General features: G+C 66.4%; 23 protein-coding genes. 12 read left to right on the forward strand and 11 right to left on the reverse strand.

The genetic code is table 11. The features are described 5' to 3' along the window. The first annotated feature begins 7 nt into the window (after positions 1 to 7). On the forward strand, positions 8 to 1651 hold the full coding sequence (locus Q9R33_RS03100) for a glycoside hydrolase family 32 protein (RefSeq protein WP_311292834.1): 1644 nt from the start codon (positions 8 to 10) through the stop codon (positions 1649 to 1651). Positions 1652 to 1656: 5 nt separating this feature from the next. Here Q9R33_RS03100 and Q9R33_RS03105 read toward each other — a convergent pair whose 3' ends face one another. From Q9R33_RS03105 to rplM, 5 genes are all read right to left on the reverse strand, one after another. Continuing rightward, on the reverse strand, positions 1657 to 2697 hold the full coding sequence (locus tag Q9R33_RS03105; protein WP_311292835.1) for a LacI family DNA-binding transcriptional regulator: 1041 nt from the start codon (positions 2695 to 2697) through the stop codon (positions 1657 to 1659). An 824-nt stretch (positions 2698 to 3521) separates the two neighbouring features. Next, positions 3522 to 4361 carry a universal stress protein gene (locus Q9R33_RS03110; protein ID WP_310248846.1) on the reverse strand — a complete coding sequence of 280 codons (840 nt, stop codon included), beginning with the start codon at positions 4359 to 4361 and terminating at the stop codon, positions 3522 to 3524. A gap of 145 nt (positions 4362 to 4506) precedes the next feature. Continuing rightward, positions 4507 to 5865 carry a phosphoglucosamine mutase gene (gene glmM, locus Q9R33_RS03115; protein ID WP_311292836.1) on the reverse strand — a complete coding sequence of 453 codons (1359 nt, stop codon included), beginning with the start codon at positions 5863 to 5865 and terminating at the stop codon, positions 4507 to 4509. Between the two features lie 16 nt (positions 5866 to 5881). Next, on the reverse strand, positions 5882 to 6358 hold the full coding sequence (gene rpsI / locus Q9R33_RS03120; protein ID WP_056371198.1) for a 30S ribosomal protein S9: 477 nt from the start codon (positions 6356 to 6358) through the stop codon (positions 5882 to 5884). 25 nt (positions 6359 to 6383) lie between these two features. Continuing rightward, complete coding sequence (rplM, locus tag Q9R33_RS03125) at positions 6384 to 6830, reverse strand: 50S ribosomal protein L13 (RefSeq protein WP_056371200.1); 447 nt, start codon at positions 6828 to 6830, stop codon at positions 6384 to 6386. 198 nt (positions 6831 to 7028) lie between these two features. On the opposite strand from rplM, the gene Q9R33_RS03130 reads away from it, so the two are divergent. Both Q9R33_RS03130 and Q9R33_RS03135 read left to right on the forward strand, forming a co-directional pair. Next, positions 7029 to 7265 carry a PLD nuclease N-terminal domain-containing protein gene (locus Q9R33_RS03130; protein WP_311292837.1) on the forward strand — a complete coding sequence of 79 codons (237 nt, stop codon included), beginning with the start codon at positions 7029 to 7031 and terminating at the stop codon, positions 7263 to 7265. A 349-nt stretch (positions 7266 to 7614) separates the two neighbouring features. Then, complete coding sequence (locus tag Q9R33_RS03135) at positions 7615 to 8208, forward strand: hypothetical protein (RefSeq protein ID WP_311292838.1); 594 nt, start codon at positions 7615 to 7617, stop codon at positions 8206 to 8208. Between the two features lie 66 nt (positions 8209 to 8274). Here Q9R33_RS03135 and Q9R33_RS03140 read toward each other — a convergent pair whose 3' ends face one another. Together Q9R33_RS03140 and Q9R33_RS03145 are read right to left on the reverse strand one after the other, a co-directional pair. Continuing rightward, positions 8275 to 9438 (reverse strand): cell wall-binding repeat-containing protein, encoded by a 1164-nt coding sequence (locus tag Q9R33_RS03140; protein ID WP_311292839.1) that lies wholly within the window; start codon positions 9436 to 9438, stop codon positions 8275 to 8277. Further along, entirely contained in the window at positions 9435 to 9743 is a 309-nt protein-coding gene (locus tag Q9R33_RS03145) for a hypothetical protein (RefSeq protein ID WP_311292840.1), read from the reverse strand. Before Q9R33_RS03145 ends, Q9R33_RS03140 begins: the two co-directional genes overlap by 4 nt. Positions 9744 to 10169: 426 nt before the next feature. Between Q9R33_RS03145 and Q9R33_RS03150 the strand changes: the two genes are divergently transcribed. From Q9R33_RS03150 to Q9R33_RS03175, 6 genes are all read left to right on the forward strand, one after another. Next, positions 10170 to 11078, forward strand: a complete 909-nt coding sequence (locus tag Q9R33_RS03150; RefSeq protein ID WP_311292841.1) for a UDP-phosphate glycosyltransferase — start codon at positions 10170 to 10172, stop codon at positions 11076 to 11078. Beyond that, the gene (locus tag Q9R33_RS03155) at positions 11075 to 12268 is read left to right on the forward strand and encodes a glycosyltransferase family 4 protein (protein ID WP_311292842.1); all 1194 of its coding nucleotides are present in this window, start codon (positions 11075 to 11077) and stop codon (positions 12266 to 12268) included. The genes Q9R33_RS03150 and Q9R33_RS03155 overlap by 4 nt, the downstream gene beginning before the upstream one ends. Further along, positions 12252 to 13376 (forward strand): glycosyltransferase, encoded by a 1125-nt coding sequence (locus Q9R33_RS03160; RefSeq protein WP_311292843.1) that lies wholly within the window; start codon positions 12252 to 12254, stop codon positions 13374 to 13376. Before Q9R33_RS03155 ends, Q9R33_RS03160 begins: the two co-directional genes overlap by 17 nt. A gap of 74 nt (positions 13377 to 13450) precedes the next feature. Continuing rightward, positions 13451 to 14800, forward strand: coding sequence for an O-antigen polysaccharide polymerase Wzy (wzy, locus tag Q9R33_RS03165; protein WP_311292844.1), 1350 nt, complete (start codon positions 13451 to 13453; stop codon positions 14798 to 14800). Next, the gene (locus Q9R33_RS03170; RefSeq protein WP_311292845.1) at positions 14793 to 16046 is read left to right on the forward strand and encodes an oligosaccharide flippase family protein; all 1254 of its coding nucleotides are present in this window, start codon (positions 14793 to 14795) and stop codon (positions 16044 to 16046) included. Before wzy ends, Q9R33_RS03170 begins: the two co-directional genes overlap by 8 nt. Next, entirely contained in the window at positions 16043 to 16990 is a 948-nt protein-coding gene (locus Q9R33_RS03175; RefSeq protein WP_311292846.1) for an NAD-dependent epimerase/dehydratase family protein, read from the forward strand. The genes Q9R33_RS03170 and Q9R33_RS03175 overlap by 4 nt, the downstream gene beginning before the upstream one ends. Here Q9R33_RS03175 and Q9R33_RS03180 read toward each other — a convergent pair. Further along, positions 16966 to 17793, reverse strand: a complete 828-nt coding sequence (locus Q9R33_RS03180; RefSeq protein WP_311292847.1) for an NAD(P)-dependent oxidoreductase — start codon at positions 17791 to 17793, stop codon at positions 16966 to 16968. The genes Q9R33_RS03175 and Q9R33_RS03180 overlap by 25 nt on opposite strands. A gap of 38 nt (positions 17794 to 17831) precedes the next feature. Between Q9R33_RS03180 and Q9R33_RS03185 the strand changes: the two genes are divergently transcribed. Further along, the gene (locus Q9R33_RS03185; protein WP_311292848.1) at positions 17832 to 18959 is read left to right on the forward strand and encodes a glycosyltransferase; all 1128 of its coding nucleotides are present in this window, start codon (positions 17832 to 17834) and stop codon (positions 18957 to 18959) included. A gap of 29 nt (positions 18960 to 18988) precedes the next feature. Then, a complete protein-coding gene (locus Q9R33_RS03190; protein ID WP_311292849.1) occupies positions 18989 to 20296 on the forward strand; it encodes a nucleotide sugar dehydrogenase in 1308 nt (435 codons plus the stop codon). Positions 20297 to 20358: 62 nt separating this feature from the next. Here Q9R33_RS03190 and Q9R33_RS03195 read toward each other — a convergent pair whose 3' ends face one another. The 3 genes from Q9R33_RS03195 to Q9R33_RS03205 all read right to left on the reverse strand — a co-directional run bounded on the left by Q9R33_RS03195 (position 20359) and on the right by Q9R33_RS03205 (position 25428). Next, complete coding sequence (locus tag Q9R33_RS03195) at positions 20359 to 21375, reverse strand: NAD-dependent epimerase/dehydratase family protein (protein ID WP_311292850.1); 1017 nt, start codon at positions 21373 to 21375, stop codon at positions 20359 to 20361. Positions 21376 to 21421: 46 nt separating this feature from the next. Continuing rightward, positions 21422 to 23272: a nucleoside-diphosphate sugar epimerase/dehydratase gene (locus Q9R33_RS03200; RefSeq protein ID WP_311292851.1), complete on the reverse strand. Its 1851-nt coding sequence runs from the start codon at positions 23270 to 23272 to the stop codon at positions 21422 to 21424. Positions 23273 to 23508: 236 nt separating this feature from the next. After that, positions 23509 to 25428 (reverse strand): DUF4012 domain-containing protein, encoded by a 1920-nt coding sequence (locus Q9R33_RS03205; RefSeq protein WP_311292852.1) that lies wholly within the window; start codon positions 25426 to 25428, stop codon positions 23509 to 23511. Between the two features lie 161 nt (positions 25429 to 25589). Between Q9R33_RS03205 and Q9R33_RS03210 the strand changes: the two genes are divergently transcribed. Beyond that, a complete protein-coding gene (locus Q9R33_RS03210; RefSeq protein WP_311292853.1) occupies positions 25590 to 26189 on the forward strand; it encodes a low molecular weight phosphatase family protein in 600 nt (199 codons plus the stop codon). Positions 26190 to 26192: the final 3 nt, after the last annotated feature.

The raw sequence follows: 26192 nt of genomic DNA on the forward strand, positions 1-26192 counted from the left end.
AGACCGAATGCACACGCAGAACACCCGATCCGCGTCGCCCCGGCGGCGCCTCCTCGTCGTGGTCGCCGCAGCGGCGGCGGCGATCGTGCTCGTGGCGGCGATCGCCGTCGCCCTGTCCGAGCGCGGCGGGACGGATGCCGCGCCCTCACCGTCCGCGACGACCGACGCGTTCGAGCGGCCCGCAGGCTGGTCTGCGCACCGGCCGAGTGTGCACCTCACGCCCGAGGCGAACTGGATGAACGATCCGCAGAAGCCTTTCCTGCTCGACGGCGTCTGGCACTACTACTACCTCTACAACGCCGACTACCCGGACGGGAACGGCACCGCGTGGTACCACGCGACCTCGACCGACCTCGTGCACTGGAAGGACGAGGGCGTCGCGATCGACAAGTACGCCAACGGCCTCGGCGACATCTGGACCGGCACGGCGGTCGTCGATGAGAAGGGCACGGCCGGGTTCGGCGAGGGTGCCGTGATCGCGCTCGTCACGCAGCAGGTGGACGGCGTGCAGCGCCAGTCCCTGTTCGTCTCGCGCGACGGCGGTTACCGCTTCGAGTCGTTCGAGGGCAATCCCGTCATGGAGAACCCCGGCGTCGCGGACTGGCGCGACCCGCGCGTGTTCTGGGACGACACGGCCGGACGCTGGGTGATGGCCCTCGCCGAGCACGACCGGATCGGGTTCTACACCTCGCCGAATCTTCGCGACTGGACCTACTCCTCGGACTTCGTCACGACCGACCTCGGCGTGCTGGAGTGCCCCGACCTGTTCCCCATGGCGGTCGACGGCGATCCCGACGATGTGCGGTGGGTGCTCGTCGCGGGCGCGAACGGCGCCGCGGAGGGGATGACGACGGGCACTGCGTACTGGGTGGGCGAGTGGGACGGCGAGCGCTTCACGGCCGACGGCAGCGGCCACCAGTGGCTGGACCACGGCCCCGACTACTACGCGGCCGTCACGTGGGACGACCCGCGCCGGGATGAGCACGACCGCCTCGCGTCGCGGTACGGCATCGGCTGGATGAACAACTGGGCCTACGCGGGCGGGTTCCCGACCGAGGACTGGCACGGCGGGTCGGACTCCCTCGTGCGCAAGATCACGCTGGGCGACGACGAGGGGCGCGCGACGCTGCACTCGGTGCCGGCACCCGAGCTGGAATCGCTGGAAGGCGAGGCCGAGAACCTCGACGATGCGCGGCTGGGCGACGGTGAAGCCGTGGACGTCGCGGTGCCGGCATCGGGCGCGTATCGACTGCGATTGGATGCTGCGAGCCCGGCCGGCGAGCTTCGGGTGAAGGTCCTCACGGGCGACGGCAGTTTCGCGACGGTCGGCTACGACTTCGAGGCGCGCTCGGTGTTCGTGGCACGCGACGCCGACGCCGTCTCCGACACGATGCCGGAGGCGTACCGCGAGGTGCGCACGGCGGCGGTGGAACCGGTGGATGGGCGCATCGCGCTCGACATCGTCGTGGACGCTTCCTCGATCGAGGTCTTCGCGGGCGGCGGGCGCGCGGCGCTCACGATGGCCACGTTCGGCACGACCGGCGTGCGAGGGCTGCAGCTCGAGGGGTCTCGAGACGAGGTCGCGGTCACGGGCGCCAGCCTCACGCCCCTGCGCGTCGCGCCGGTCGAGCGGGACTCGGCGCGTGGGTAGCTCGGCTACCGGGGCTGCGGCACCGCGACAGACTCCCGCTCGACCAGCCAGCCGCGGAGCAGGTGGATGCCGTCGCCGATCGGAGGTGCGGTCCCGTCGATGCGGTCGAGCAGCCGGGTCATCCCCCACCGCCCCATCTCGGCGTGGGGCAGCGCGACCGTGGTGAGCCCGGGGTCTAGGGCGTCGGCGACCGGACGCAGATCGTCGATCCCCACGACGGAGAGGCCCGCCGGGATGGGGATCCCTCGGCGGGCCGCAGCCTGCATCACGCCCATCGCGATCTGGTCGTTGAAGCAGATGACGGCCGTGGGCGGGACGGGCTGATCGAGGAGTCGCCCTCCGGCGTCTCGACCGCCTGTCGCATCGGATGTGCAGAAGTCGAGCCGACCGTCGGCCAGCGCGATGCCCGAGTCTCCGAGGGCGGATCGCACGCCGATCAGGCGGCCGCGGGCGGCGCGGGACTCGTCCGTGGTCCCGACGTACGCGATGTCGCGGTGCCCCTCACGCGTGAGCCGCTCGCACGCGAGTGCCGCGATCTGCGCCTCGTCGGGCACGACGGCGTCGACCTCCCAGCCGGGTTGCGGCGCAGCATCCACCAGCACGACGGGTACGTCGTCGGGGACGTCGGGCTGCTCGACGCGCTGGTGGTACATGCGTGCGATCAAGAGGCCGTCGACGCGCTGAGCGAGGAAGCGCGCGACGAGGTCGCGCTCCGCCTCGGCGTCGCCGCCGCTCTCGGCGACCATCAGCAGCACGTCGCGCTCGAGTCCGGCCCGCCGGGCGCCCTCGATGATGCGGCCCGCGAACGGGGTCGCCGCGAGGTCGTCGCCGATCAGGCCCACGACGCCGGTGCGGCGGCGGCGCAGTCCGCTGGCCACCCGATCGGGGACGTATCCGAGCTCGCGGGCCACGGCGAGGATCCGCTCGCGCGTCTCGGCGTTCACCGCTCGCGCGCCGCTCAGCGCGTGCGAGACCGTCGTCGCCGAGACGCCCGCGGCGGCTGCCACGTCGCTGACGCGCGCGCGCCCGCCGGTCTTGCCAGACATACCCTCAGCCTATGGCGCGCGGCGCGGGCGGTCCGGACCCGGCGCGCGTCCGCCGTGCGCGCGCGAGACATCACAACAGCACCGCACCCGACACACCGTCGGTGCTATTGCGCGTTCTCGCGAGTCCACGCCGGCGCGAAGACCGAGCGGACGGCGCCAAGGCCGACGAGCGGACGGATGCTGCGCCCCACCGCCACCGCCTTCCTCGAGCGATCCGGAAATCGGAGGTGCGACCGCTCTCCGGGTCTCCGCGGCGCGGCAGGTCCGGAGAGCGTGCGAGAGCCCGAAATCCGGACCTGCTGCACGCGAGACCTCACGACAGCACCAAGCACGACACGCGCGTGGTGCTATCGCGCGTTCTCGCCCGACAGGACGGGCGGACGGATGCTGCGCCCCACCGCCACCGCCCCCTCGAGCGATCCGGAAATCGGAGGTGCGACCGCTCTCCGGGTCTCCGCGGCGCGGCAGGTCCGGAGAGCGTGCGAGAGCCCGAAATCCGGACCCGTTGCACGCGAGACCTCACGACAGCACCAAGCACGACACGAGCGTGGTGCTATCACGCGTTCTCGCCCGACAGGACGGGCGGACGGATGCTGCGCCCCACCGCCACCGCACCCCTCGAGCGATCCGGAAATCGGAGGTGCGACCGCTCTCCGGGTCTTGCGCCGCGGCAGGTCCGGAGAGCGCGCGGGAGCCCGAAATTCGGACCCCTTGCACGCGAAACCTCACGACAGCACCAAGCACGACACGCGCGTGGTGCTATCACGCGTTCTCGCCCGAAAAGACGGGCGGACGGATGCTGCGCCCCGGACTCCGCCGATCGCTCAGCGCACGACTGCCGTGGCGGTCTCGAGTCGCGCGAGCACTTCCTGGCTGATCGAGCCGAGGAGGAAGCGCGCCAGCGCGCCGCGGCCGTGTGAGCCGACCACCGCGAGGCGTGCCGTGCCCGCGAGCTCGTTGATGATGTGCGACGGATAGCCGCGCTCGACGCGGCGCACGATCTCGAGATCGGGGTAGCGCGAGGCGAGCCCGGCGAGAGAGAGCCCGAGCGCCTCGCCCGTGAGCTTCTCCATGTTCTCCAGGTACTGCACGGGGTACGCGCCCATGTTGCGCGGCACCTCGAGCGGCGTCCACACCGCCACGGCGATGAGCGGCTCGTGGAGCCGGTCGGCCTCCGCGGCGGCGAACGCGACGGCCTTCTCCGACACCGGCGAGCCGTCGACGCCCACCACGACTCCGGTCCGGCCCGTGACGTCGAAGTCCGGGATCACCACGACCGGCGAGTGCGCACCCGCGGCGATGCGCAGGCCGTGGGCACCTCGATGCGCGCGCGAGCCCGACCCCTGGTAGTCACTGCCGATGACCAGCAGCGCGGCGGCGGTCGAGGCATCCAGCAGCTTCGCGACAGGGTTGCCCCGTTCGACGCGAGTGCGCACATCGGCACCTGTCGATGCGATTCGGGATGCCTCGGCCTCGGCGAGCTCGACGGCTTGGGCGAGTGCGGCGTCGACGAGCGAGTCCTCCCCCACGGCGCCGACCGCACCCCCGACGATGGCGAGCAGTTCGAGCGGCTGGCGCCTCTCGACCGCACGCTGCGCTGCCCAGTCGACCGCTCGGCGCGTGACCGCAGCATCCGTGATTCCGACGACGATCGCTTCACCCACGATGACTCCTCTCGGATGCCCTCAGGCTAGCCCGACCGCCTCGGCGGCGGCAGGCTCGAGAGCCGTGACAAACCCCGCCGCCGCAACGACGAACGCGGCAGGCCCCAAGGCCCACCGCGTTCGAACGAAGGCGTCGCCCTCGGAGTTACAGCGAGAGGCGCTCGCGCACGACGCCGGCGAGCTCGTCGGCGTGGCGGCGGGCCTCGTCCTCGGAGGCGGCCTCGACCATCACGCGCACGAGCTGCTCGGTGCCCGACGGGCGCAGCAGCACGCGCCCCGAGAGGCCGAGCTCGGCGGAGGCGCGGGCGACGGCATCCTGAACCCCCTCGTCGGTGGCGGCGCGGGTACGGTCGACGCCCTTCACGTTGACGAGCACCTGCGGGTACACGGTCATGATCGACGCGAGCTCTTCGAGCGTCTTGCCGGTGCGCGCCATCTCGGCGACCAGGTGCAGGCCGGTGAGCAGGCCGTCGCCGGTCGTCGCGTAATCGCTCATGATGACGTGGCCCGACTGCTCGCCACCGAGTGAGAAGCCCTGCTCGTTCATGCGCTCGAGCACGTACCGGTCGCCGACGGCGGTGGTCTCGACGTGGATGCCGTGGGCCGACATCGCACGGTGGAGTCCGAGGTTGCTCATCACGGTGGCGACGAGCGTGTCGTCCTTGAGTTCGCCGCGGCTCTTCATCGAGACCGCGAGGATCGCCATGATCTGGTCGCCGTCGACGACCTTGCCGGTCGCGTCGACCGCGAGGCAGCGGTCGGCGTCGCCGTCGTGCGCGATGCCCACGTCGGCGCCGACGCGCACCACGTGCTCGGCCAGCTGATCGAGGTGGGTCGAGCCGACACCGTCGTTGATGTTCCAGCCGTCGGGGTCCGCGCCGATGACGGTCACGCGGGCGCCCGCATCTGCGAACGTCTGCGGCGACACGCCGGAGGCCGCGCCGTGCGCGCAGTCGAGCACGACGTGGAGGCCGTCGAGGCGGTGCGGCAGCGAGCCGAGCAGGTGCACGACGTAGCGGTCCTCGGCGTCGGCGAAGCGGCGGATGCGCCCGACGGCAGCGCCGGTCGGCAGCAGCTTCGGGCCCGCCATGGCGGCCTCGATGCGGGCTTCGACGATGTCAGGCAGCTTCACGCCGCCGCGGGCGAAGATCTTGATGCCGTTGTCGGGAGCGGGATTGTGGGATGCCGAGACCATGACGCCGAAGTCGGCATCCATGTCGGCGATCAGGTACGCCGCTGCGGGGGTCGGCAGCACGCCGGCGTCCAGGACGTCGACGCCCGACGAGGCGAGACCGGCCTCGACCGCTGCGGAGAGGAACTCGCCGGAGACGCGCGGGTCGCGGGCGACGACGGCGGTGAGCCGCTTGCCCGTGGCGCGGCGCGCCTCGGCGGAACGACCCTGGCCCAGGACGACGGCGGTCGCCTGGGCCAGGGACAGTGCGAGATCGGCGGTGAGGGAGCCGTTGGCCAGCCCCCTCACCCCGTCCGTGCCAAAGATCGGCATGCGGAATGGAAGCCGATCAGCGCTTCGAGTACTGCGGCGCCTTGCGGGCCTTCTTGAGACCAGCCTTCTTGCGCTCGATGACGCGGGCGTCGCGCGAGAGGAAGCCGGCCTTCTTGAGGGTCGGGCGGTTGTTCTCGACGTCGATCTCGTTCAGCGCGCGGGCGATGCCGAGGCGGAGCGCACCGGCCTGGCCCGAGGGGCCACCACCCGAGATGCGGACGATGACGTCGTACGCACCCGTGAGGTTGAGGACCGTGAATGGGTCGGTGATGAGCTGCTGGTGGAGCTTGTTCGGGAAGTAGTCCTCGAACGCACGGCCGTTGACCGTGATGGTGCCCGAGCCGGGGACGACGCGCACGCGGGCGATGGCCTGCTTGCGGCGACCGACTGCGGCGCCGGAGACCGACAGCACGGGGCGCTCGGCGGCGACGACGGTCTCGTCGACGGTGGACTCGGTGGAGTAGCTCGTGGGGGTTTCTTCGATGTTCGCCATCAGTGTGTCCTGTTCTGTGCGGCGCTTACTGGGCGACCTGGTCGAAAACGTACGCGGTGGGCTTCTGCGCGGCGTGGGGGTGCTCGGCACCGCGGTACACCTTGAGCTTCGACAGCTGGTTGGCGCCGAGGCTGTTCTTGGGGAGCATGCCGCGGACGGCCTTCTCGACGGCGCGGACCGGGTTCTTCTCGAGGAGCTCGGAGTAGGTGACAGACTTGAGGCCGCCCGGGTAGCCCGAGTGACGGTAGGCCTTCTTCTGCTCGAGCTTCTGGCCCGTCAGGGCAACCTTCTCGGCGTTGATGATGATGACGAAGTCGCCCATGTCCATGTGGGGGGCGAAGGTCGCCTTGTGCTTGCCACGCAGGAGCGCGGCAGCGTGCGAGGCGAGGCGGCCGAGGACGACGTCAGTCGCGTCGATGACCAGCCACTCGCGCTGGGCTTCGCCAGCCTTGGGGGTGTAAGTGCGCGTCACAGTAGTGCTGCTTTCTTGATTCGAACGGAGAGGTTCGTGAATCCCACTCCGGGGTGGTTTCCCGATCGACGATCGGAGAAACACGCCAGTGGAGGGCTCACGTTCGCGGTGCCGGGTCAGCTGAGCCGGACACCAAAGGTTGAGTCTACGCCATCGGAGTGTCGCGGCCAAACCCGCCGGAGTCCGTAGGGTATGGGAATGGCCGCGTCGCAGAACCCGCTGATCCCCGCCTGGTACGACATCGTCTGGTCGGGGATCGCGGTGCTCGTTCTCGCGCTGTCGGTGATCGCCGTCGTGTCGATCTCGCGTTCGTCGACGCAGCTCACTTCGCGCCAAGCGCTCGGCTGGACGCTGCTCGTCATCTTCGTCCCCGTCATCGGTGCACTCGCGTGGTTCGCGATCGGCCGACGCTCGCCTGCTGCGTCCTCGGAGTGAGCCGCACGGCCGGGCACGTTCGCGCCGATCCAATTCACCGGCGAGGGTGCGTACTTCGGCGTGGAGATCAGCGCCGCGACCTCGGTGACGACCCCGGAGGGCGACCTGTTCCCCCGATTCGGGCGACCGTCACAGCCGCGAACGTCAACGCGGGCGACGAGCTCGCCATGTGGCTCGTCGAAGACGCGTACTACTTCTGGTTCTACTTCGCGATGGCAGCGCTTCCTGGTTGCTCGGCGGTACCGACGAGTGCTACTGGCCGGCAGGCGGGTACGGGCGCTTCGAGATCACCACGCCTGCCGCCCTCAGTCTCCGAAACGACCCCCGACGGCGAGTCGGCTGCCCCCCTGTGGTTCGAGGTGACCGAGGTGTCGTTCACCTTCCCAGCCACCACTGTCGCCGGTACGACGTCGGCGGCGGTCAGCTCGACGGGCCCGGCGGTGGGCGAGTTCACCTTCGTGAGCGACCCGCCGCTCTTCTACCCCCTCGGCACCACGGCGCAACCGGGCGGGCCTACCTCCACCACCACTCCGCGGTCGGCGGCGGCTACACCTGGACCAACATCACCACGTCGCGCGCGCCGGGTCTGGTGTGCGGCGAGACGACCGACTTCTCGCCGTTCGCGCTCGGGCATCCGCTGGCTCCGCCCGACGACGGCTCGGTCGCGCCGCCCGCCAAGGGAACCCTCGCCTCCGACAACGGGTGGGACAACGGCCTGCGCGACAGCGCCTACAACATCGTGTGGAACCTCCGCACCGGCGAGAACGCGTCGATTCGGCTGTTCGAGAACGGCGTGCTCGTGGGCGAGCAGGCGCTGACGTACGGCGGGCAGGCGGCGCAGCGCGCGACGTTCCCCGTCGCGAACAAGCCGAACGGCACCTATCTGTACACCGCCGAGCTCGAGAACTCGCGAGGGTCACGACGACCGCACCGCTGTCCGTGAAGGTGACGGATGCCTTTCCAGCCGGGCGAAGTCGCCGTAGTACGCGTAGTAGGTGTTGTAGAACGCCTACGCCTGCGCCTGGGTCGCTAAATCGGCGCAGTCCTTATCGGCGGGCTTCGCCGGCGGCCCGGTCTGCTGCGGGGGCTGCGGGGGCGCCGGCGAACCGCATACGGTGTTGGCCGCGGCCGCATCGCTGACGGCGTTGGGGCCGCCCATCACGACGCGCATGCTCGCGCCGATGCCGTTGATGGCGCTGTGGATCACCGGCGGCACGCACTCCTGCGCCGTGATGAACAGGGGTGCGGCCAGGTACCCGGCGAGGGCGGCACCGGCGAGCGCGTCGGGGAAGTTGTTTCCCGACGCGAGGAAGGTCGTCGTGGGGCTCCCGGTCGCGGCGAGCGCGTCGGGGAACGACCGGCCGGTGGCGATGATGGCGTGCGATGACGAGGTGAAGGTGGCGTCCACGATGCCCAGCGCCGTGCCGTACCGGTCGGCACCACCCAGGCGCGTGGTGGGAGCGATCGCGCTCAGCGAGTTCAGAACCGTATCGCTGACGGCGTTCGGACCGCCGACCAGGTAGATCTTCTTGGGCGCGAGGCGCACGATCTCGGCCCGCACGTTGTCGGGAAGAGCTCCCCCGGGCGTCAGCACGAGCGGTCCGCCGAGCGTCGCGGCAGCCGCGGCGGCGGCGAGCGCGTCGGGGAAGTTCGCCCCGGTCGCCACGAACACGGCGGGAACGTTCGCCGCGTAGCGCAGCGATGTGGCGAGCGCCGTCTCGTAGCAGTCCGCGCCGGCGAGGCGGGTGAGGTCGCGCCAGAAGGGCATGACCAGCGTGTAGCCAGAACCCGTGTGCGGCCCCGCGGGGGTGAGCGACGCCATGACGACCGGCAGCTCGACAGCGGTGCTTCCGCAGTCGCCGGTGAGGATGCCCTCGAGCGCCGCCCGCTCGGCTGCGTCGACGGTGAGCGACCACCTGTACTTGCCGAGCGCCCAGCCGATCACGTATTCGCCTGTGAACGACGTGTTCGTCGGCAGCCACTCCGCCGGGTCGTGGTCGCTCTTGGACTGGTTGGCGACGGTGGATGCCGCGTTCAGCGCGTACGGAACCTCGAGGTCGTTGGCGAAGGCGCGCCGCTGGTCATCGTTCCATCCCCACGCGCCCGATCGCCACGCCTCGGCGAGGGCGACCACGTGATCGATCTCGATCTCGGCGGGCGTCGTGGCGGTCATGCCATCGTACGGCGACACCCAGGTGCCGCCGGTGTGCGTGCAGTCCGGGCGACCGCGACGGGTGTCGTCGACTCCGAGATGAGCACCTCGTAGCGGGTGTTGCACCCGTTCGCGTCGGCGTCGATCCAGTGCTCGAACCGGTCGCGCACATAGTCATGCGCCGTATCTTCGGCGCGCCCGGTCAGCAGCGCAGGCAACTGCGATGCGGTAACGGTGTCGGCGGCCGTCGCCGCGGGGGCGGCGATGAGTCCGGACACGATGATGGATGCGCTCGCCACAGCAGCGAGCAGCGCACGTCGACGCATGCTTGCGCCCCTCCCCTGGGTAGCTCCGACTTCCTCGTCGCAATCCGGATCGGCATACATATTCCTGCGCATAGAGAACGCATCGGGCGCCTCGCGACACGTCGGAAGTGAGGAAAGACCTCGTCATGACCGTGTCCGCGGGTATGCGGACACGCACGGTCCGACGACGGCGCACCCCGAAAAGCTAGCTCGGCCTCAGCCGATGCAGATTGTCGGGCACAGTAAACTGGAGACCGTTTGCCCGGTCATGCCGCGTCTTCGGCCCGTACTGACCGGAGAGCGCGTCCCGTCACGGCCAATGCGCCGCCCTGACCAACGACCCCGATTGAGAATGTGATTTACGAAGCGATCCTGGTAGGCGCGCTGTGCGGAGTGCTTACAGCCGGTGCACTAGCAATTGCGCCCGCTGTCTTGCACCGTCTCGGCGTGTATGACGTGCCTCAACAACGGTCATCGCACGCCGCCCCCGTGCTCCGCGGAGCTGGCATAGCAATCGCTCCCGCGCTCGTGATCTCGTTGGTCGTCGCTGCTTCCGTCACCCTGGAGACATCACCCTTGCTTGGGATCGCTGCTGGTTGCGCGGCCATCGCCGCCATTGGGATCGTCGAAGACGTGCGCGGGGTACCTATCCGACTTCGACTCGCTGGCCAGGCGCTCATCGGCGCGGCGCTGGCGGGAATGCTTTTGGCCTCGGGAAACAGCTCGTGGATCCTCGCAGTCTGCGCGGTCTTGCTGGTGCCGGTGAGCGTGAACGTGACCAATTTCATGGACGGCGTCGACTTGTTGTCAGGTTTGCATGGCGTTGTCTTCGGGGTTGCGTTCTCCGTCTCCGGCTTAGTTCTCGGCCTCGATTGGATGTGGTTGGCCGGCGTCGCGCTGGCAGTCGCATTCGGGGTCTTCCTGCCATTCAACGTCCGCGCACGGCGACGAATGTTCCTCGGGGACTCGGGCAGTTACCTGTTGGGCGGCGCGTACGCCTTCATTGGCGTGCTCGCGCTTGCCGCCGGCGCCCCAGCGCTGTCGGTTGCCACCCCAATCACGATCTACCTCGCCGACACCGCCACGACTCTCGTTCGACGCATCTCGACCGGCAAAGACTGGCGGACATCGCACCGGGAGCATCACTACCACCAGCTCGAAGATCTCGGGTGGCCCCACTATGCGGTTTCCGTGTTCGTAGCGGCGCTCTCAGCGGTGTGCAGCGCGATCGGCATCTGGGCGGGATCAGACCTCGCGCGCATCGCGATTGTCATCCCGATGCTTGCCGTGATTGCCGTGGCGTACTTGAGACTGCCGAGTTTTCTTCGGCGACGGATCGCGGGAGCATCAAAGTGAGCGCACGAGCACGTCGGCTTTACCATGCAACGGAGTCTCGCTTTCACCGCGATTCGACAGGATCAATCAGATCGCCTCATCCGGTCGACGCATACACGAATCAGCGGGCACTCCTGGAGCTTTTCGACGAGATCGTCGTGTTGGCGCGGGTAGATGAGGAAAAGGTCTCGGACAACGGTGAGCCGGTGACCGGGCCGGGAGTCTCGGTAGTGGCGCTGCCCTCGTATCGCGGCGCGGTTCAGGCCGTGCGTGCACTTCCCCAGCTGAATCAAGCAGTGCGCAGCTTGGAGGTCGATGAGAGCGTAGCGAGCGGCCGGCTACCCGGCGTTGTGGCAACCGTATTGCAGCGACACGCGCGACGCGAGCATATGCCGTTCCTCGGTCACGTCGTCGGGGACCCCTTCGATGTGATGAACTCAGGGGTCTCCGGCAGACTCGGGGCTTTGGCCGCCCCGATCCTGCGCGCAATGATGCGCCGGCAAGTTCGCAACTGCCAAGCGGTCACATACGTCTCGACTGCGTTCCTGCAGCGGCGCTATCCGGCGCGTCGCGACGCCGACGTGTTGGTCCGCCCGGGCGCAAGAATCGGCGATGGCGACCTCAAGCAGCGCAACGACTTCACCGTTCGGGAGACGCCTGTGCTCCTGGCGGTGGGTTCGCAAGAGCAGCTGTACAAGGGTCATGATCAGATCATCCGAGTCGCAGGCCGGCTAGCACGCGCAGGCGTGCTCGTGCATGTGGTGCTCATCGGCGAAGGTCGCTACCAATCCACTTTGCGGGCGCTCGCCGCCGAGCACGGCGTCGCCGAGCAGATCGAATTCGTGGGCGGTGTGAATCACACAGAGATCAACGGATACCTAGATCGGGCAGACGTATTCCTGATGCCGTCCATGACGGAAGGACTACCTCGCGCATTGGTCGAGGCGATGGCGCGCAGCCTACCGGCAATCGGCAGTGACGCCGGCGGGATCCCGGAACTCCTCGAGCCAGACGCCGTCGTCGCACGCGGCGATGAAGCCGAACTGGAGTCGGCGATCCGCCGGGCGCTTGAGTCGGAACAGTGGCGGGCATCCCAGGGGCGTCGGAACTATGAAAAGGCAATCGAACTGTCTGCCCTGACCGACGACGCTCGCTGGCTCGACTTTCTCCGCAACTTCCGGGATCGAGGCAGCAATGGGCAAGCACGCTGACACACTGCACGTCGTCCATGTGCTGAGCGCCCTGAACGTCGGCGGGATCGAGTTACGTCTGCTCGACCTGGTGCGGGCATTGCCGGTGGATGTTCGCACAACTGTCGTAACCGTGGGCTCTGAAAAGGGCTCCCTCACCGCAGAGTTCGAACGGGCCGGTGCTCAGGTGCTGGCCGTCCCAATAGCGCACCCAAGGTTCGCGATCAGGTTCGTTCGCGCACTTCGCGCAATCGACGCCGACGCTGTTCACTCTCACGCCTTCCTGGGGTCGGGGTTCTTCCTCATGCTCGCGTGGTTTGCTCGAGTTCCGGTCCGAATCGCCAATTTTCAGAGCGACGGCGATCCGCACCCGCCACTTCGCCGTCGCGCTCGCGAGGCGGCCATGCGGGCGCTGATTACCGTCTTCGCCACTCGCATACTCGGAGTCTCGGACCATTCGCTCGAAGCCTGGCGACGCGGTTGGCGGCGATCGACTCGCGCGCTCGTCCTCACGAACGGATTCGACCTCGCGGGAATCGTAGACCGAGCGAAGACCACTGCGAACGTCGGGATCTCTCGGCCCGTGATCCTTCACGTAGGACGCGCCGATCTGCGCACAAAGAACCGCGGCCGAGCGATCATGATCCTCGAGCGCATCGTCGTTCATCGACCAGATGCGCAGTTGATCTTCGTTGGTCGTGACGGAGCAACCCCCAGCCAAGCTTCGGAGAATCGCGCGGAGCTCGACGAACTTGCACGCTCATTGCGCGTCGAGGCGAACGTGACCTATCTCGGCGAGCGGTCGGACGTGATCGAGTTGATGGCCGCTGCGGACGCGCTGCTGTTCACGTCCTCGCGAGAGGGAGTACCCGGCACTGTCGTCGAGGCATTGGCAACGGGCTTGCCCGTAGTCTCGTCCGACATTCCCGGATGCACCTTCATCAAAGACCGCGTCGCGTCTGGATTGAGTTGCGTCCCACTCGCAGCAACCGACGACGAGTGGGCCGCGGCGGTCACCGATGCCATCGCAGCGAAGGTCGAGCGGGGAGAAGTCTCACCGCTCGCCGGCACGGTGTTCGATGTCGAGTCGACCGCGCGACAGTTGCAGGGGATCTGGGCTGGAGCATGAAACGTCAATCTGCTCCGGTTGGCACAGGTCCTCTGATCACCCCACCCTTCCCGCTTCACCGCAGACGCGCGGCGGTGATCGCCGTCATCCTCGGGATTGCACTGACGGCCTGGCTACCGTTGCTCGGTCACGGCTTCGGGTTTGACCTCAAGGCCGCTTCCATCCGGCTGCTCATTGTTGCGATCGTCTGCGCTGCCGCTGTGGCCGCCGCAACACCAGGGGGTGTGTGGTCGTCCACGTTTCTCTACTACACCGTGATCGTGCTCTTCCACTGCGGGCTTTTCCTCACTCCCGCGTTCACCGGTGAACTGGGCGATTTTCTCCGGTCGGGATGGTTGGGCTGGTACTCGCCTGAGCTGATGATCCGCGCGGCCTACTTGGTGGAGCTGGGACTCATTGCAACCGCATTCGGCGCAGCAATCGCAGTTGCAATCCACCAGCGCGATTCGCGCATCGCCAAGAATGAACGCCTTGAGCGAATTCAGCGCGAAACGTTGGCCGACATCGGTGGAGTTCTCGCAATCGCTGGCGTCGCGCTCTGGTACGTCGCCAACGCTCAGAGACTCGGCCCCCTTTTCTTCCTCGGTAGCTACATCGAGTACGTCGATAGCGCGACCGGCGACAATCTGATACTTGCGAACGTCGCGATCACACTCGGAACAGTTCTGGTTATCCTCGCGCCCAAGCGCCCGCTCGCGGCCGTCGGCGGAATCGCGGTCATTCTCTTCGCTGGGATGTCACTGCTCCTTGGAGCGCGTGGCGTCGCACTCATTCCCATACTCGCGGGGGTCGCGGTCTTGGCGCGCGTCCGCAAGCCTCCGTCGCCATTCCTGCTCATCGCCGGCATGGTCGTCGTCCTTGCGGGCATCTCGTTGGTCCAGCAAGTACGCGTCATCGGCGTATCAAACGATCAGGATCAGGTCTCCGTCTCGATCACCGCGGCGATCGAGGAGATGGGCTACTCAATTCGTGTAGTCACGACATCGATCGGATGGCATGAGTACGGAAATGAGCCCTACCGAATGGGGGAGACGTACGGCGGGCAGTTGAGTCGACTCATGGAAGGCATGGTCGGTGCCGGAAGACAGGCTGCCGATAGCGATTACCGCCTCATGAACGTCGAGATCGCGAACCGAGTGGGGCCAATCGGGGGCTCGATCATCGCCGAGGCCCATCACAACTTCGGGGTGATCGGCGTCCCTGTGACGATGGCGCTCGCGTCGATTCTTCTCACACGTGTGACGATGCGAAGACCTTCCCCGATCAGTCTCGCTCTCGGCGGACTGCTTATGACGGTGCTGCTCATGCACGTGCGCAACTCCTTCGCTCCGATCTTCGTCTGGACAGTGACGGGACTCCTCGTGATCGTTGGCGCGCTGGCGCTTGCGAACCTCCGAGCGCAGAGAAACAGCCCTCGTGCCTGACCGCGGCAAGGCTGTGCGGACGATCGGCTCTGCAACAGTCGCATCGGCACTGACGGCTGTCGGCGGCTTGGCAACCGGGATCCTGACCGCGCGAATTCTCGCACCCTCAGACCGAGGCGTGCTCGCCATCGTCGTCATCGTCGTCACACTGACGCCGCTCGTCGCCGGAATCGGCACGAGCACCGCCTTCAAGCATCTCGTAACGAGGCCGGGCGGTCTGTCGACGCGGTCTTTCGGCGTGGTCACGCTCCTGCTTGTTCCGCTTCAGATCTTGCTCTCATTCGTGTGCCTCCTGTTTTTTGCCGACGCACTCCAGCTCAAGATCGAACTGGCTGCGATCCTGATGATCGGCGGCCCCCTTGCCGCGTTCTCGTTGCTTGCCTACAACGCGACGGACGCTCTCAACGCAGTGGGTAGAAGCGCGCTCGCGGCCACGACAGGCGCGATCGGGACGATAGCCACCGCTGCGGTGATGGTTCCGATGTTCTTCGTCGGCGGCAACCTCGTCGGCGTCATCGGCGCATACCTCTTCGGCTTCGTTCTCCGAACGGCGACAGCCGTTCTCTGGCTGCGCCGCGCACCCGAAAGCGAACATCGGGCACGATGGCCCGACGTGGTTGAACTGTTGCGGGTGTCGCCTCGGTTCGCCGGTCTGAATCTCGGGCAGTCCGTCGCGTTCCGTGCGGATCAACTCGCGTTGGGCATCTGGGGTAGTCCATCCAGCGTCGGGTACTACGCCGTCGCTGTGACCCCGGCGACTCTCGACCGATTGGCGGTCAACGCGATCGCACAGGTGGCGATGAGAGAAGAAGCGGTCGGCCGGATCAGTCGGCGCCGCATGCTCGGGTATCTCGGGGCATCAATCGGCATCGCCGGGGTGTGGGCTGCAATCATGTGGCCCCTCGCGCCCGTACTCATCCCCTGGCTGTTCGGAGTCGAGTATCTCCCAGCTGTGGAGATAGTCCACGTGCTTCTGATCGCGGAGGTGACGATCGCCCCCTTCTTCATCGCGGCAAATCTGGCTGCCGCGCGGGGACATGGGGTGCGCTCCAGCGTTGCGGGGTTGGTTGGCGTCGCGGTCATGGCCGTGGCATTGCCACCGCTCATCGGCTCACTCGGCGCGGTCGGAGCTGCCTGGGGTGCCGTCATCGGCAACTCGGCCATGAGCATCGTGGCTCTCTCGTTCGAGTTCCACCACCGGTTCGGCGCGAGAGCAGTCGCGCCCCGAAAGGAAGGACCAAGATGAGAGTACTCATCACCGGCGCGGCAGGCTTCATCGGGTCGAACCTCACCAACTTCATCAATCAGCAGGAGCCCGAGTGGCAGGTTCGCGGCTTGGACGACCTATCGAACGGGGATCTCGACAACCTGAGGGGGCTCGACGCCGAGATGATCGTCGGCAGTCTTCTGGATGAGGACGCATTGGCCCGAGCGGTCCGAGGAGTCGACGCCGTCGTGCATCTAGGCGCGCTCGGGAGCGTCCCCCGATCCATCGGCAATCCCCTCGCCACGCATCACGCAAACGCCACCGGGACTCTGATGCTGCTGGAGGCTGCACGACACGCAGGTGTGGCGCACGTCATTGCCGCGTCGTCGAGCTCTGTGTACGGAACGAATTCAGCGTCACCAAAGAACGAGGCCCATTGGACGAATCCGGTGAGCCCGTACGCCGTGAGCAAGCTGGCGACCGAGGGATACACCGTCGCCTATGCACTCTCCTACGGCATGCGCACGCTCGCTCTCCGATTCTTCAACGTTTACGGCCGGCGTCAGTCGATCGGGCACGCCTACGCTGCCGTAATCCCTCAATTCATCGGGCGCGTGCGTGCAGGCAATCCGCTGCTCGTTTATGGCGACGGACAGCAGTCGCGCGACTTCACCCACGTGGACTCGGTTTGCTCCGTGCTGCTCTCCGCACTTCGTCGGCGCACCACCGACACCCGCCCGGTGAATGTCGCGTTCGGGTCGAGTACCACCATCAACGAGCTCATCTCTGTACTCGAGGATGCGGCGGGACGCCGCTTCGACCGGGAGCATCTTCCCGACAGAACGGGTGACGTCCGGGCTTCGAAAGCAGATGCTGTCCGGTTGAGAGAGCTGTTCCCGGAGATTGAGCCGGTGCCGTTGCGTGACGGCGTATTGGACACCTGGCGCTGGTTTGAAGCTCAGGACCCTAACCGGGTCGGCTGAAAGCTCAAGAGCTCTCGAGCCCGAGTGATGTCTGCCAGGCTGTGGCTCACCGCGTCACCCTGGATCTCGACGTACACAGGGCGAGTCTTGCGCAACTGATTGATCAGCTCGCGGTTGGTGGTTCCCACGCCGGAACCGATGTTCAGGACTTCGAAACCGCCAGCCTCACGCCGTGCCTCGCGCAGGACTGCCTCCACGACGTCGTCGACATGAACGTAGTCACGGACGAAGCGATCCACCCCCCAGAGTTGAACGGCGGCGTCCGGTGTGGACTCGCCGAGCCTGTTTACGAGGGAGCCATCGAAGCCGGGACCGTAGACATTGAAGATGCGAAGGGCGGTTGCCCCCACTAAGTCGCCACTCCGCACAGCCTCGTCGACAGCGACCTCCGCGTGCTGCTTCGAGCGTCCATACACACCCTCCGGCATGAGCGGGTCATCCTCGCGAAGCGCGCTGGCACGAGTAGTGCCGTACACCGCTGCAGACGAGGCGAGTATGAACTTCGACACTCCCACTTGCCCAGCGGCGTCGGCCAAGCTTCGTGTGAGATCGACGTTCGCGGTCAAGACCTCTTCATCCGATCCGGATGTGGCGCCCGCCAGATGGACGACGACCTCCGGACGTAACTCCTGGAACGCCAGGCGAAGCGCGCGCGCGTCTGTCAAGTCAACCCTACGGGTGCGGACTCCCGTCGGGCGCTGGGTGAAATCTTGGCGCAGTAGGGCGACCGCCTCCCAGCCTCGACTGCGGGCAAGAAGTGTGCGGCCGATCCGGCCTGATCCGCCGGTGATGACGACGCGCATGCGACTGGGACGCTCCGGATGCTAGGTAGGCTCGCGGGGTGGAATCCTCGCACCCTGCCTCAAGCGGGCATCGCCGCCTCGTGTTTGCGACCACTGTGGACTTTCAGCTGCGATACCACCAAGGACTCTATCAGCGGCTCCGCGAGGAGGGCTGGGAGGTGCACATCGTGAGCACAGGCGGTCCCCTCCTCGAGGCCCTCGCTGACGACGGATTCGCCACCCACCAGGTGAAGATGGAACGAAGCCCATCGATGAGGGACTTCCGGGCAATCCGCGAGATGAACGCACTGATCCGCCGCCTCCGCCCTGATGTGGTCATCGCCGGGTCGCCAAAAGCCTCGTTGCTTGCGATGATCACCGCCCGCCTCAATCGGGTTCCAGCGCGCGTGTACGTGGTTTGGGGCGTCCGTAGCGAGGCCGGCTCCCGCGTTGGAGTCCAGATCGCCCGCGCCGGAGAAAGAGCGACAATCGCTTCGGCGTCGCATGTTGTTGCGGTCAGTCGTTCGGTTCGCTCGACTTTGATCGCAAGCAACCTCGTCAGCGCAGATAGGACTGTCGATCTCGTGGCGAACGGCAGTACGGCAGGGATCGACCTCGACCGTTTCAGACCAGCAGCTTCTCCGGCACCGCGAACGCGCATCGGCTTCGTGGGTAGGGTCACTGCGGACAAAGGAGTGACCGAACTCGCCGAAGCGTTGGAAATGCTCGTCGGTGAGGGACGCAAGCTGGAACTGGTCGTTGCGGGCCCGATTGAAGATTCCGAGGGGCGCGAAGCGATCGCACGCATGCGCCGTGCGGGTCTCAGCGAGGTGACTGTGTCGCCGTACGTTCTGGACCCGCGACCGATCCTTGAATCGGTCGGGCTGTTGTGCCTCCCGAGCTATCGGGAAGGTCTCCCCAACGTCGTCCTCGAGGCATTCGCGATGGGAGTCCCGGTGGTTGCGTCGAGTGTTACCGGCGTCACCGACCTGGTTCGGGATGGTGTCACAGGGCGGACGGTGGCACCCCGATCTGCTGCCGCGCTCGCGCGAGGCATAGCAGCCGCCCTGGATGATCCAGCCAGGACGACGACGATGGCGCGGGCGGCTCGAGAGTTCGCCGCCGAGGCCTTCAGCGCAGAAGTCGTGTTCGACGCCTGGGCGGCATACGTCGACGCGTTGAAATAGTGGGCCGCCAGGGGAACCGCTTCCCGCGGATGCTACTGTCGAAGAGTCCCGAACCTCGACGTTACGAGAGTAGTAGTTTGCATTCTTCCGTTGTCATTGTCGGCCAAGGGTATGTAGGACTTCCGATCGCGATGCGGGCAGTTGACGTCGGGCACAGTGTTGTCGGCGTCGACCTTGATCGCCGGCGAATCGCGATGCTTGAACGTGGCGTTTCCTACGTTGAGGATGTCCCGAGCGATAGGTTGCGCGCGGCCGCCGAATCCGGGCGTTACTCGGCCGTCGCGGACTACAGCACTGTGGGGTCCATCGATGTCGCAATCATCACGGTCCCCACACCGCTCGCGAACGGCATGCCCGACCTCAGCTACATCGAAAGCGCGGCTTCGAGCCTGGCCCCTCTCTTGCGTCGCGGCTCGACGGTGATTCTGGAGTCCACAACATATCCGGGTACGACGGAGGAATTTCTCATTCCCATCCTCGAGCGAGGATCGGGCCTGGTATGCGGAGACGACTTCTACGTGGGGTACAGCCCAGAGCGCATCGACCCGGGCAACACCGAGTGGGACTTCGTTCGGACACCGAAGGTCGTGTCTGGTATCGATGACCAGTCGTTGGAGCGCGTGCGCTCCTTCTACGACACCTTGGTGGACCGTACGGTGACGGTCTCGGGCACTCGCGAAGCCGAGCTCACCAAACTGCTCGAGAATACGTTTCGCCACGTGAACATTGCGCTTATCAACGAACTCGCCGTCTTCGCACACCAGCTCGGAGTCGATGTTTGGGAAGCGATCGATGCCGCGTCCACGAAGCCGTTCGGCTACATGCGATTCACGCCCGGGCCGGGAGTCGGCGGTCATTGCCTTCCCGTGGACCCCAGCTACCTGTCGTGGAAGGTGAAGGATGCCACCGGCGAATCCTTCAGGTTCGTCGAGTTGGCGAACGATATCAACGACTACATGCCGCGGTATGTGCTTGAGCGTGCTTCCAAACTGCGCGCGGGACAATCGTGGGCGGGATCCACCGTCTTCGTTGTGGGAGTCGCCTACAAGCGCGGCACGGGCGACGTACGCGAAGCTCCAGCTATGCGCATCATCGAGGAACTCACTGGCGCCGGAGCGCGGATCCTCGCCGTCGATCCACACGTCTCCGAACACGACTGGCCGTCGGGCGTGGAGCGCGCGGAGCTGAGCCCCGAGGACCTCGCCGGCGCCGAGATCGCGATCGTCCTCACTGCCCATGATGAGGTGAACCTGAGTCCTCTCCGCAACTGGGGCGGCCTCGTGCTCGATGCCTGCGGGGCTCTGCGTGGCGTGCCATCAGTCGTTGAACTGTGGTGACCGCCGCGATGCGGCCCACCCGCGGCAATCAAGTGCGTCTGTGAGGCGGTAGGCGTCAGCGTCTAAGACACGCGGCCGGTCAGGATCGAAGCGAGCGGCCTTCCTTCTACCGGTCGAAAGCGGGTCGCGAAACCCGATGCCTGCTCTTGACCCATCCACATCAGTTCGACCCGCCGGCTCACCCCGGCGACCTGAGGGGACAGGTTCCCAAGCAGTCGAGCGACGGAGAGGACAGCGGTCGCGAGACTTCGGGGAAGCTGCACGGGAGCACTGGCGCCGGCGAGCGTCAAGATTTCTCTGACCCCGTACCCCTCCCACGGCTGCAGCACAACCGGCGGAATCGATTCCTCGCATGCGACGATCTGCATGATCAAGTGCGTCAGGGCGTTGATGCTGCTCACGGTCGTGGGCTGAGACCCTGGAGACGCGACGCTGGCGAGTGGTGATCTCGCTATGCGCCGAAGGGCTTGTGTGGTGGCCCGCCCTTCCCCCTGAACGCTCGTCGCACGGATCACGACGAAATCAATCCCATAGTCCTCCGATTGGCCGGCCATCAGGAATCCGCGCTCACCGAGGGCCTTGGCGTGAGAGTAGGGAGAGAATGGCGCGACATCGAGCGATTCGTCCAACACTCGACGACGCCCTTGCACGGCCGCGGAGCTGACATGGATCACGCGCGCTACTCCAGCGCGCTTCGCCGCCAGCGCCAGCACTGCGGGAAGCAGTGCGTTCGCGCCGTACAGCGCTCCAGTTGCGGGGGAGTCAGGTGCGGCGAGCCCTGCCGCATTGACTACGACGTCCGCACCGCGCAACTGGTCCGTCAGACGTTCTACCGCCGAACAGTCTCTGGCCGCGTCGACGATTCGACTGGGGTTGGAGATCGATGGGTCAAGCCGCAATCGCGGGGCGCCTAGAGCCTGCGTGGACGTTCCAATTGAAACGAGTCCCGCGACCAGCGCAGCCCCGACAAAGCCTGACCCGCCGACCACCACGACCCGGCGGGGACGAAAGCCTGGTCGGTCCGCGGACCATCTCAGCTCGGGCCGAGGGCCGAGACTTACGGCGGGTCTCCTAATCATCTTGTCCGCGTCGGTAGCCGACGAACCAAGACGCAGGCCGTTCCACCTAGTTCGCTCCAGACACGCCGGGGGGGCGTCTGGAGGGCACTGGCTCGATATCCCGAGTGTCAACCATCTCGGCACCCGCAAACATTCGAGCCTCCCATCCGCTCTTGTCTAGACGCTCGGGTGTTATCGGGTCCACACGGGCGTGGGAGATCTTCGGATGGAAGGGCTGTTCAAGATCCTCGGAGCGGCCAACGAGTTCTTCATGCAACTTCTCCCCCTCGCGCAGCCCAGTGAACACGATCTCAATCTGCTTGCGCGAGGTCAGGATCAGGCGCCGCGCCACGTCGAGAATTCGAACCGGCTCTCCCATATCGAGAATGAGAACTTCTCCCGGTCGTCCGATACCCCCTGCCTGGATGACGAGCTGACAGGCTTCCGGAATCGTCATGAAGTAGCGCGTCACGTCTGGATGGGTGATCGTCAGAGGCCCACCCGCCTCGATGAGCGCACGGAACGTGGGCAGCATCGACCCGCGGCTCCCGATGACATTGCCGAATCGCACGGAGAGGTACCGGAACCGAGTGTCATCCGCTGCCCACGCGGTGAGCTTCTCTGCCACCCGCTTCGAATGGCCGAGGACGCTCGTGGGGTTTGCGGCCTTGTCAGTGGAAATGTTGACGAATGTGCTGACTCCGACAGAGCGAGCCGCGTTGATGACATTCAGAGTCCCGATGACGTTGGTCTTCCACGCCTCATCCGGGTACTGCTCGAGCATCGGAAGGTGCTTGAGCGCCGCCGCGTGAAAGACGACGTCTGGTCGCCGCGCCGCGAAGATCGCCTTAAGGGTCTCCGCATCGCGGATGTCGGCAAGAACAACATCCTTCGTGTCGAGCAATCCGTGGCCAGCAGTGCCGAGCTGCGCCATCTGCAGGCCGGTTTCATCCCGGTCCAGCATGATCAGCTCCTCAGGACCGAACTTCGCCAGCTGACGACAGAGCTCCGATCCGATTGAGCCGCCGGCACCCGTCACGAGAACGCGGCGGCCGGTGATATACCCCGCGATGGATTCGATCTCCGTGTCGACTGGATGCCTGCCGATGAGGTCCTCGATACTGATGTCGCGAAGATCGTCCACCGAAACATCGCCGCTCACGAGCTTCGACACAGTCGGGGTTACGAAGACCTTCAGGTCTGCGCGCTCAGACGTCTCGGTAATGCGACGGAGCAGGACGCTGTCGGCGTATCCGATCGCGATGACCACGATCTCCGCGTCGGTCTTTCGCGCGACTTCCTGGATCTGATCAATGCGACCGAGGACGGGGACACCGCGCAGCCGCAGGTTTCGCTTCGCGGGGTCGTCGTCAATCACTCCGACCGGGCGTAGGGGCGATTTCGGGTCCGTCATGATGGACCGGAGCAACGTCTCTCCAAGGTGACCTCCGCCAACGATGAGTGCGCGTGGAGCACCGGCAGAAGGTTTGCGCCTGTGCTCCAGCAACAGGCGAGAGGTGTAGCGCACGCCGAACATGAACAGCAGCACGAACGGGAATGCGATGAAGATCGTGCTTCGTGGGATCCCGATTACGTTGCCGAACGCGATGACGACGGTAGCGAGCAACAACGCTTCGATCACAACGACGACCGCGAGGGTTCGAACTTCGTCGAACGAGCCGTAAGGGAAGCGCCCGCGGTAGAGACCGGTCGCGTAGCCGAGAGCGGCGTGGAGGCCGGCCGCCGCCAAGGTCAGAATGATCGTCGAAGTCCATCGAACCGGCTCAGGATCGAACTCGAAGCGCAGCACGACTGCGATCAAGATCGCGATCACCCACGCTGCACCATCGACCACGGCAGCGAGAACTCGCCTCCGAAAGCGGTTACCCGCGTCCGCAACAACCGTCGGCGACGACATCTGAACCCCCTAGGCGGCGCCCTGCGCTCAGGACCCGCAGATCGCGCCATGGAGGCGCAAGCTTGTAGAACTACATAATCGTCGCACACGCTAGCAGCGGGATTCGACGCGGAGGCGGCATGGCTCCTGAGCATCGAGCCCGACTGCGAGATGACTCCATTCGCAGCGGAGCGGAACGAACATGTCTGACCGTCGAACCCGACAATCGCGCAACAGCGGATGCCGGTCGGGCCCCACTAGTCGGAACGCGGGAAGAGTGCGTCGCAGCTGGCATCGATTGCGACCGCCGTGTCATTGGCGGTCGGAGTGTGACGTAGGTTCAACGGGCCCAAGTCCCCCGCAGGAAGCGCGACTGTGTATGACACAGACACCGTTTCATCCTTTGGCACCAGGACTGTCCTGCTTACTCCCGTGTTGTCCTTCTCCACACCGCTCCGGTCCAGCCGCGGCAGATCTCCGACTGCGGGCGACGTCTGGAGAATCTGAGCGCCCGGGGGCGCGAAGAAAAGCACGTCGAGCATCATCGTTGTGCGAGGCAGCCCATTTCGGCCGTTGCGCCAGCCAAGCGTGTAGTTGCTGCGGATGTCGCTCGTGATCGCGTTGTGCAGCGTCATAGTTGTCGTCATCGTGCGCGCGCTGGCGTCGCAGGTCGCGGTGATAGCCGACGTGAGGTGGTAGTCGAGCTTTCCCACCGCGTAATCGTTGAGATAGATGCCCACTTGAGTCTGCGCGGCGTTGTCGCTCATGAGCGCTCCGTCGACACCGAACTCGACCGCCAGTGCTTGAGCCGCAGGATCCAGGAACGACAGGTAGATTCGCTGTTCCTCGGCCGACTTCTCGAGCGCCCCGAGCATCGCGATCGGGTCCCAGGAAGCGGTCGTCAAGTGGTCGAACACTCGTTTGGCGGTGTCGGAGAAGAACACGTCCGATTGTGCGGGGTTGGGGTATCGCTCGTACGAATCACTGAGGAGCACCTTGACTACATTGTCGGCCGTCAGCTGCTCCCCCGTCGCCAGGACCACGGGGCTGGCCACCGCAAGCATGTGCGAGAGGACGACGGGATCGATCGAGATCACCCCGTCCAGGGGGGTCGCGGAGGCCTGCTGCCACAGCGCGCGGAAGAGTTGTGCGGTTGTTGGGAAGTCTGGAGTGAAGTTGTAATCAGCGATCGAGCTCGTCATCGTCGGCAGGTACAAACCGGTCGTCGCATCCGGGAGAGACAAGTACTCACGGCGCCACTCGATCGAGTCAAGGAAGAGTTCGGAGAAGGTCTGATCGACGTACCCCAGCTTGCCGTCGGTTATCGTCAGGATCATGCCGTTGGCGGCATTGCCGCCCGTCGCGCGGATCTCGGCGTTGTTCTGGAACAGCACGAGGTAGGTCTTGGTGCCGCCCGAGCCGGCGATGTCGAGCAGGGTGGGCAGATACTTCTCGGCGGTGGCGAGCGCTGGCGTCGCCTGATCGATGAGGGTCGTGACCTGGCCGATCGGGCCTGCGACCTGCGGCAGCAGGGAAGCGGTGTCGATCGGGGCGATCAGCGCCTGCGCGTCGACGAACGCGGCCGAGATCTCGGGGATCGACTTCTGCACCTGCCGGAACGGCTCGAGGTTGATCCCGCCGCCCTCGACGGTGAGCTGGTCGAAGTCGACGGCTGACAGGAACTGCATCCCGGGCGGAAGCGCTCGATCTACGAGAACATCGACAGCGCGGGTCACGCGCTGGACCGCGTCGATGTTCTGACCGACGAACGGCGCCCGGGCCGCGAGGTTCCACAGCGGCCCCTCGACGGTTTCGGCTGCCACCGCGACATCGCCGGCGATCGCGCCGGCGGTAGCCGAGATCGTCGCCTGGTCGGCCGATCCCAGATTCGTGGTGAGCGTGGTCAGTCCGGTCTTCGCCCGCTCAAGCGCAGCCTGCGCGGTTCGCACCTCGGAGAAGAAGATCAGCGCGACCGCGGTGATAGCGCCCACGATGACCAACAACACTCCGAGGCGGATCCACAGCCAGGTGCGACGCTTGCGGGGGCGCTTCTGCTCATCGGCCGACGGTTCGTCGACCGGCGGATGCTGCAGCAGCCCCGACTCTGCGATCGCCTCGCGGTGGGCGCGGCGCGACGAACCGCGCGCAGGCGCAGAGAGCAGATCATCGGGAGTCACCGTGTCATGTTAATCGGCGACGGCTGGGAGTTCCCGCACGCGACAGCCGTTCGCGGCGAACCATGCCTCTTGGATGGGCCCCGGCCCGTGCCCTCGAAGTGCTCGCGTAGCATCGAAGAGGCCGCCAAGCGCCGCGAGCGCACTCCCACCGGAAGCGAGTCATGTTCGAGATCCTCACCGTGTGCACGGGCAACATCTGCCGTTCGCCGCTCGCCGAGACACTGCTGCGCACACGGCTCGCGCCCTACTCGCCGCGGGTGCACAGCGCCGGAACGATGGGTCTTGACGCAGCCCCGATGACTCCCGAGGCGGTGAAGCTCGCGCTCGCGCTCGGCGTTCCGCAGGACGTCGCGGAAGCTCACCGGTCCCGGTACCTCACGGATGCGGAACTGCGCTCGCCCGACCTCATCCTCGCGATGAGCCGTGAGCACCGACGCAAGATCGTCGAGCTCGCCCCCGCGCGACTACGCTCCGCCTTCACCGTGCGCGAGTTCGCACGACTCGCGGCCGATACGTCGGACGAGGAGATCGCCGCGGCGTCGATCACGGGCGGTGCCGACGGCTCGGCGCGTGCCCGCGCGGCGGTCGCGGCCGTCGCCGCGCAGCGCGGGATGAGCGCGCCGCCCGCCGACCTCGCCGATGACGACGTGATCGACCCCTACCGTCGTTCGTGGGAGACCTACCAGCGCTCGGCATCCCAACTGGTGCCCGCCGTGGATCAGGTCGTGCGGGTGATGTCGATCGCCATGACGGCGCGATAGCCC

The sequence above is a fragment of the Microbacterium sp. PRC9 genome (genome assembly GCF_031844125.1).
Taxonomy (GTDB): Bacteria; Actinomycetota; Actinomycetes; order Actinomycetales; family Microbacteriaceae; genus Microbacterium.